The following is a 7,362-nucleotide window of genomic DNA, read 5'->3' on the forward strand; positions in this document are numbered from 1 at the left end:
TTATGCTGAACAATTTGTCCAAAAATTCGGATTAAATTTGCAATCTACCAAATAACCAAATAACTGGGGGCCTATCTATTTTTTCAATCGTGACCACTCAAAATAAGTATTTTTCAGTAAATGCCGCAACTAGTATGCTGGAAGAACACCGCTTCAGATTAAATAAAGAAGGTTTTAGGATGTTACATTGGTTTCACAAGCACCGCCGCTTACTACTCATTGCGGCGATTATTATTATTTTAATTGGCGGCGGGGTCGTCACGTTAATTGTCAAACAAGTTCAGGCCCGCTACCAAAGTACCATTTATACCGGCAGTAGCACCGCCAAAACAACGAACACGAGTAAGCCTATCAGTATCTTATTACTCGGCGTCGATACCGGTGCCGATGGCCGAATTACGAAAGGTAACTCCGATACCATCATGGTCGTCACCATCAATCCCAAGACGAAAAAGACAGTCATCACCAGTATTCCTCGCGACTTGTTAGCCCAAATGAAAGGCACCAAAACGACTAATGTGCAAAAATTGAACGCCGCTTATAACATCGGCGGCTCGACAATGGCCAAAGCGAGCGTCAGTGCTCTCTTAAACATTCCCATCAACTATTACGCCACAATTAACATGGGTGGCTTAAAACAAATCGTCAATGCCGTGGGCGGCGTCAAAATTAAGAGCCCGATGAAAGTCTCGTATGACGGCATCACTATCACTAAAGGTTGGCATCATTTAAATGGTAAACAAGCCTTAACTTACACCCGGATGCGTTACCAAGATCCCCGTGGTGATTACGGGCGGCAGTTACGACAACAACAAGTCATGAAAGCCGTGTTGACCAAGATTGCCAAAGCCCAAACTTGGTCACGGTATAGCGAATTATTGACCGCCTTAAAGGGCAATCTTAAAACTGATTTGAGCTTTAAAGACATGGTCGCCCTAGCCACGAACGATAAAGCCAACGTCAAAAACATTAAGTCAACGCAATTGATTGGGACAGAAGCTTGGATCAATACGAGTTCTTATCAAATTGCCAGTACTAAAACGCTACAAAAGACTTCGAACGCTTTGCGGAAACAGTTAGGATTGAAAGCGGAAAAATTGAGTAATATGGAAACTAAGTTGAATGCGTTGAATCCTAGTTATAATGGAACGACTAATACGACTTATAATACTGATGGTTTGGATAGTATTACTTATTCGGAATAGCGTTTTTGTAACGCGTAGTTAGGACAGTATTAAAAGCTACCCAATGAGATTTTTTAATTTCATTTGGGTAGCTTTTTTGTCGCGGTGTGGAAAACCATTCGCCCTATCTTGATCGTCGAAACGCGGAAAAGCCGGCAGCCCCCTCCGCTTAGCTACGTCACCGCCATCATTCGGAAGGCCCACTCGTCTTATCTTGATTGTCGAAACGCGAAAGCCCAGACTGCCCCCTCCGCTTAGCTACGCCAGTGCCATCATACGGAAAGCCCACCGTATAATGGCACTGGCTAGGCTATGCTCGGTCGCAACCCGTCTGGGCTTTCGCTCTTGTAACTGAACTTACCTATCAAAGTCACAATCATGGTATCTAAATTTCAAATTGCGTAAACTCAAAATAAGTATTTTTCATGTACCCTAGCAACGATTATGCTAACAAACGAAGCACAAAAATATGGGGGACGTTCCACCAACAAAAGAGGGGTTATTCCATGCGACATATGGCAAGTTCTAAGCGCCGGCCGATTTTGATTGCGGTCGGGTTGATTGTCTTAATTGTGCTGATTGGGGCTGGCTTTATGATTAAACAAGCCCAAGCTCGCTACACTTCTACTATTTATACTGGGAGTAAGCAGGCTAGTAGCGTTGATACTAGCAAACCAATTAGCATTTTGTTATTAGGGGTTGATACGGGGGCGGATGGCCGGATTGATAAGGGTAATTCGGATACGATTATGGTCGTTACCATTAATCCCCAGACGAAAAAGACCGTCATTACTAGTATTCCCCGCGATACGCTAGCACAAATGGTCGGGGTTAAACCAACTAACGTGCAAAAACTCAATGCGGCTTATAATATTGGCGGGTCGGATATGGCTAAGGCTAGCGTGGGCGCTTTGTTAAACATTCCGATTGATTACTATGCCACCTTAAACATGGGCGGTCTCAAACAGATTGTTGATGCAGTCGGTGGCGTGACGATTACTAGTCCACTAAACGTCACCTTCGATCACATTACAATTACTAAAGGCACCCACCATTTGAATGGTAAACAAGCGTTAACTTATACGCGGATGCGCTATCAAGACCCGCGCGGCGACTACGGGCGTCAATTACGGCAGCAACAAGTCATGAAGGCCGTGTTGGCCAAACTTGCGGATTCCAAGACTTATACCCGTTATAGCCAACTGCTAACGTCATTGAAGGGCAACTTGAAGACCGACTTGAGTTTTAACGACTTAGTCTCATTAGCGGCTAATGACCATGCCAACACGAAGAATATTAAATCGACACAGCTCATTGGGATGCCAGCTTGGATCAATACGAGTTCCTATCAAATTGCTAGCACCAAGACGCTCCAAAGTACGTCTAACGCGATTCGTTCCCAATTGGGCCTCAGCGCTGAAAAGTTGAGTAACATGGAAACAAGACTCAACGCATTAAACACCACTTACAATGGCACGACCAATCTGAATTACAATACGAATGGTTTAGATACAATTACCTACACGGACGATACGAAATAATGAACATTAAACGCCGAGTTGACAACGAAAGTCGTTATCAGCTCGGCGTTTTTAATAATCAAATATTTTTATAAGTTAATCACGATGGACTACCAAACACTGGACAAGACCGCTAAACTAGGCAACAGTCACGCTTTATCCGGCCCAAGCACTGAGCTGGGTAATGAGCCCACCGGTATCGTCGTTAAATTCATAACGCTGATTACCACACGCGGCAACTGCGTGGTGGGCACTGACCCGCAAATCCCGCTGATTCAGTAAGAGTTCGAAGGGTTTAATTGACTGTAAGGACTTAACTAAAATCCAGTCCGCGTAACGTTGAACCGTCACAAAGAAGTATTGTTCGGCCGCCGTTTTTAAGTCAATTGCTTTTAGAATCCCCGTTTCCATACGACCCGCTTCCTTTCCCGTTATTATTTACCCTTACTATAACCACTGAAACGCGTTTCAGGTCAAGCCCTTACACTGTTTATTTTTTAAATTGCAAGGTCAATTATTACATTTAGATAACACTAGGCTGAAAACAGTAGCCAGATTAGTGAAACGGTTGTACTATATATGAGAAAAGTTATTATCGACTAAAAAAGTCAATCCAAGTAAAGGAGTTTACCCGCGATGATCAATGCCGCACCAGTGCATCAGCAAAAATATTGCTATTTAATCGAATTAACTGGCAATAGCTACACTGACTTATTGGTCTCCTTATCAGCCGCCGAACGCAACTTGGGTGATTGGGAACCGGTCTATTCCGCCAAAATGCCGACTTGGCGTTTATGGAGTGACGCCAATGCCGATATGATTCGTTATACGGTTTCCCACGTAATCGCTCGTTATGCGTTACCTCAAAATGACTATTGGCTAATCCAATACGTCGGCACCGACCACACGAAACCAAATATGTTACATCCACAATTCCACACGCGTTAAACCTAAAAAATGAGATGAACCGTCCGCCACTTGTTGGCGGGCGTTTTTAATATTCCGCGTTGCAAACCAAGCTCACGACCATCGTTTATCCCACACTACTACGATTTTCCAACTTCACAATATGTTACGGTCACTTTACTAACCTTGCTATTTGGCTGTAATACTTCACAGCTCCTCTAAACAGTGACCAACATCTATGACACTACTATGAAATGAGCGTCACACCATTAACGTTCCAAAATCAAGCCAGCTACCGGCTGACCGTGATGGAAGGCGCCATGCAGGTGGCGTTAACGGGATTGGTTTGTATCCCGTTTACACCACGGACGTCTTTTGAGACTGGCTTTTTAGGCTCAAAAGCGAGGTCCAAGACCGCTCCTCAGGCTTGGGCCGTTCCCCATGGCGACTGGAATTACGGTCAGTTGGTAGCGGCAATCGTCACCAAAAAAAGCCACGCTAAGTAGCGTGACTTTAAAAGGTTTAACTTTAAATTTCAGCTGTTTGACCAGCGGCTTCTTTGGCTTCGAAGCTCTTTTCTTCTTTGACCTTATCACGATCCAAGGCTTTGAAGAAGAAGTAGTAGATTGCACCGTCAATGACGATGTTAACGACTTGCAACACGGCACCAGAGATGTGACCCGTTGCCAAGTAACCAGAAATGATTGGTGGCGTGGTCCAAGGAACCATGACACCCATCGTCTTAGCTACTAAGCCCGTGGACATTGCGAAGTAAGTCGTCACAACGTTGGCTAATGGGGCAGCGATAAATGGAATCGCCATCCGGTAGTTCATAACGATTGGCAAACCAAAGACGATTGGTTCGTTAATGTTAAAGATAGCGGGTCCAATGACTAATTTACCTAAAGTCTTAAATTCGGCACTCTTAGCAAAGAAGGCAATCATGAAGGCTAAGCCTAAGGTTGCACCAGAACCACCCATATGGATGAAGTTATCGAAGAATTGTTGCGTAACAACGTTTGGTAAAGCTTTACCAGCAGCATGAGCAGCGGCGTTTTGTGACATCGCTGCATACCAAACCGCGGACATCACCCCAGAAACCACGTTGGCACCATGAATCCCGAAGATCCAAAGTAAACAGATGACGAATTCGGCAACTAACGCGCCTGGTAAGGTGTTACTCAACAAGCCTAGTGGTTTAGCTAAAACGAATGAAATAACGTTTGGAATGCTTTGCATTGGTGTTGCTTCAACGAGTAACCGTAAAATCCAAACAAGGACTAAGATAATGAACCCAGGTACTAACGCTGAAAATGAGTTGCTGACAGCCGGTGGCACACTATCGGGCATTTTAATTGTCCAATTGCGATGTACCATAAAGACGTAGAAATCGGTTACAAATAAACCAACAATAAGAGCAGTAAACAGTCCGGCTGAATCTAATTGAGTTAACGGAACCCAGAGTGCACCGGCTTTATCGGTGTTCAATGGAATCGTTAATAACCAGGCACTCATCGAAACGATGGACGCTGAAATTGGGTCGACTTTATAACTCTTGGCTAAGTTATATGCAATCCCGATAACGGCGATTAACCCCATCACGTGGAAGGATGCGTTGGTTGGATATTGTACAATCGTGGCCCAGTTTTTCCCAAAGGTTTTCAGCATAAAGCTTTGATAGCCCGCAATTGGGAATTGGGCGATAATCATGAAGACCGACCCGATAATAATCATTGGTACGGCAAGTGTCATCCCATCACGTAACGCGATCAAATGACGAGAACCCGCAATCTTACCGAATAATGGAATGAGTCGATCATTAACGAAACTTGATTTATTGTTTTCGCTCATGTCGTGACCCCCTAGAATAATTTAAAAATAAATAAATACACGCATTACCATGTTAAGCTTGGATATCTCCAAGTGATTGACCGGCGCTACTCCCGATAATGGCCAATTATCTTTGCGCGGGCCCACCTTTTAATAACATGTTTCATCATGAGTTGTGTCCTAGAAATACAATTCATTGTATGCGCTTTCTATAAAGTCTATTATACCCGTCGTTAGTTAAATGTATACCCTTACAAACTAAACAGAATGACGTTCCATCAAAAAGAACATGTTCCAATTAAGGAACATGTTCCGACTTACTTTTCTAATGGTTGGGCACTCATGGCCAACTGTTCTAAATAATAGACGACGGGCAGTTGCGATAAGCTGCTGCCCCCACTAATCGCTTGAACTTCCGGCGTATCGTACGTTAGTAAGACATCCGCAATGCCGGCCAACGTCGAATGGCTGCTGGCCGTAATGACAATCAATTTAGCCCCATTTTGTTGATAATAGATGCCTTGTTGAATGACATCTTCCGATTCCCCCGAAACAGATAACATCAACAATACCGTGCCCGACAAGTCGTGCGGCGTGACGGGATGCGGCTGTAACGTATTGGAAATCATCATCGTATAAATCCCAAAGTTAGCTAACAGGCGCGTACCGTAACTGGCTAACCCCGCACTGCTCCCCGCACCAATCAAGACCACCATCTGGGCTGCCCGAATCAACTCGGCGGCTTGGCGAATCTTAGTCGTGGTCGCCGGAATATCCATCCGTTCAAAGAAGACGCGCATCGGCACGACGGTTTGCGATAGTGGCTGTTCGGCGTCCTTACGCAATTGTTCGCGCAACGTGAACTTGAATTCGGCATAGCCGTCGTAGCCCATCCGCTTCAAGAACCGCAAAATCGTCGTCGCTGAGACGTGGCTCTGGTCAGCTAGTTGGCGAATCGTCATCGTACTGACTTCGGCAGGATGTCCCATAATATACTTATAAATCTCAATTTCTAACCGATTGAGCTGTTGCACTTGGTCGTATGAAAACATCGTTTCGCCCCCCGATTAATAGTTATTCACACAAGTTAGACTTGTAGGAACAAATTCCACCTAGTGATCCCCCCAGCGACCATCAATCTCTGGTTTGATCTCAAGATCACTCATTTCGAGGTCACAAGTTGCCAAAGCGGCCGTCAATTTTTCCGTGAATTCTGGTGTTTTATACGGTGAGTCAATGTGCCACGTCTTGAAATTAGGCGTCCGATTGAGGTTCCCTAAGGCCACAATCGCCGGTACTTCTTTTGGATCAACCGCCGGCGCCGTTTTTTTCACATTGATTGAAAAGCCATAATGGCCACTATGATACAGTGCCTGCATGGCATCGCTAAACAATCCCATTTTTAAATCCTCCCTTAATCTTTACTCGTCATTTTAGTTTACCATATCCCCCATAAGGCGCTTTCATAATTGGTTGAAAATCATGGAATTTAAGTGGAAATATCATCCCGCCGGCATACTTTTCCGCTATAATTAACGTAAATTGGGCGTATTGGAGGATTTATATTATGAAAAATACCATCTTAATCGTGGAAGATGAACTGAGCTTATCTGGTTATTTAACTAAGGAGCTTCAATTTGAGGACTTTAACGTACTGGTGGCCAACGACGGCTTGGCCGCTATGGAAACTTATGAAGCCCATCAAAATGAACTACTTTTAATCTTACTCGACTGGATGTTACCCAAACTCGATGGCATGGAAGTCTTGCGCCGGATTCGTAAACACGACCAAGTGCCCGTCATCATCATGACCGCGCGCGATTATGTTGGTGATAAAGTCGCCGGCTTAGATAACGGCGCCGATGATTATATGGTAGATTGCAAATTTAATCCGAATTTTTGGACAAATTGTTCAGCATAAC

Annotated in this window: 8 protein-coding genes and 1 pseudogene; 5 read left to right on the top strand and 4 right to left on the bottom strand. The window is 44.4% G+C overall.

The genetic code is table 11. From position 1 onward, the window contains the following. The first annotated feature begins 179 nt into the window (after positions 1-179). Both DY78_RS08460 and DY78_RS08465 read left to right on the top strand, forming a co-directional pair. A complete protein-coding gene (locus DY78_RS08460; RefSeq protein WP_024626010.1) occupies positions 180-1,205 on the top strand; it encodes an LCP family protein in 1,026 nt (341 codons plus the stop codon). A gap of 485 nt (positions 1,206-1,690) precedes the next feature. Then, the gene (locus tag DY78_RS08465) at positions 1,691-2,725 is read left to right on the top strand and encodes an LCP family protein (RefSeq protein WP_024626009.1); all 1,035 of its coding nucleotides are present in this window, start codon (positions 1,691-1,693) and stop codon (positions 2,723-2,725) included. Between the two features lie 135 nt (positions 2,726-2,860). Here the strand turns inward: DY78_RS08465 and DY78_RS08470 are convergent, their stop codons facing one another. Beyond that, the gene (locus DY78_RS08470) at positions 2,861-3,115 is read right to left on the bottom strand and encodes a hypothetical protein (protein ID WP_024626008.1); all 255 of its coding nucleotides are present in this window, start codon (positions 3,113-3,115) and stop codon (positions 2,861-2,863) included. Positions 3,116-3,340: 225 nt separating this feature from the next. Between DY78_RS08470 and DY78_RS08475 the strand changes: the two genes are divergently transcribed. Further along, a complete protein-coding gene (locus DY78_RS08475) occupies positions 3,341-3,652 on the top strand; it encodes a hypothetical protein (protein WP_024626007.1) in 312 nt (103 codons plus the stop codon). Between the two features lie 212 nt (positions 3,653-3,864). Further along, on the top strand, positions 3,865-4,116 hold the full coding sequence (locus DY78_RS08480) for a hypothetical protein (RefSeq protein WP_033613562.1): 252 nt from the start codon (positions 3,865-3,867) through the stop codon (positions 4,114-4,116). Positions 4,117-4,138: 22 nt separating this feature from the next. On the opposite strand, the gene celB is transcribed toward DY78_RS08480, so the two are convergent. From celB to DY78_RS08495, 3 genes are all read right to left on the bottom strand, one after another. After that, positions 4,139-5,461, bottom strand: coding sequence for a PTS cellobiose transporter subunit IIC (gene celB, locus DY78_RS08485; RefSeq protein ID WP_024626006.1), 1,323 nt, complete (start codon positions 5,459-5,461; stop codon positions 4,139-4,141). A 296-nt stretch (positions 5,462-5,757) separates the two neighbouring features. Beyond that, positions 5,758-6,492 (bottom strand): MurR/RpiR family transcriptional regulator, encoded by a 735-nt coding sequence (locus DY78_RS08490; RefSeq protein WP_024626005.1) that lies wholly within the window; start codon positions 6,490-6,492, stop codon positions 5,758-5,760. 60 nt (positions 6,493-6,552) lie between these two features. Next, on the bottom strand, positions 6,553-6,840 hold the full coding sequence (locus tag DY78_RS08495; RefSeq protein ID WP_024626004.1) for a hypothetical protein: 288 nt from the start codon (positions 6,838-6,840) through the stop codon (positions 6,553-6,555). A gap of 167 nt (positions 6,841-7,007) precedes the next feature. Between DY78_RS08495 and DY78_RS08500 the strand changes: the two are divergent. After that, positions 7,008-7,313 (top strand): annotated as a pseudogene (locus DY78_RS08500) (response regulator); the annotation flags it as partial. Positions 7,314-7,362 lie beyond the last annotated feature (49 nt).

The sequence above is a fragment of the Lactiplantibacillus fabifermentans DSM 21115 genome, assembly GCF_000498955.2.
GTDB lineage: Bacteria > Bacillota > Bacilli > Lactobacillales > Lactobacillaceae > Lactiplantibacillus > Lactiplantibacillus fabifermentans.

Coding starts and splice junctions, on each gene's coding strand:
- DY78_RS08460 (WP_024626010.1), top strand. CDS start 180: ATGTTACATTGGTTTCACAAGCACCGCCGCTTACTACTCATTGCGGCG.
- DY78_RS08465 (WP_024626009.1), top strand. CDS start 1,691: ATGCGACATATGGCAAGTTCTAAGCGCCGGCCGATTTTGATTGCGGTC.
- DY78_RS08470 (WP_024626008.1), bottom strand. CDS start 3,115: ATGGAAACGGGGATTCTAAAAGCAATTGACTTAAAAACGGCGGCCGAA.
- DY78_RS08475 (WP_024626007.1), top strand. CDS start 3,341: ATGATCAATGCCGCACCAGTGCATCAGCAAAAATATTGCTATTTAATC.
- DY78_RS08480 (WP_033613562.1), top strand. CDS start 3,865: ATGAGCGTCACACCATTAACGTTCCAAAATCAAGCCAGCTACCGGCTG.
- celB (WP_024626006.1), bottom strand. CDS start 5,461: ATGAGCGAAAACAATAAATCAAGTTTCGTTAATGATCGACTCATTCCA.
- DY78_RS08490 (WP_024626005.1), bottom strand. CDS start 6,492: ATGTTTTCATACGACCAAGTGCAACAGCTCAATCGGTTAGAAATTGAG.
- DY78_RS08495 (WP_024626004.1), bottom strand. CDS start 6,840: ATGGGATTGTTTAGCGATGCCATGCAGGCACTGTATCATAGTGGCCAT.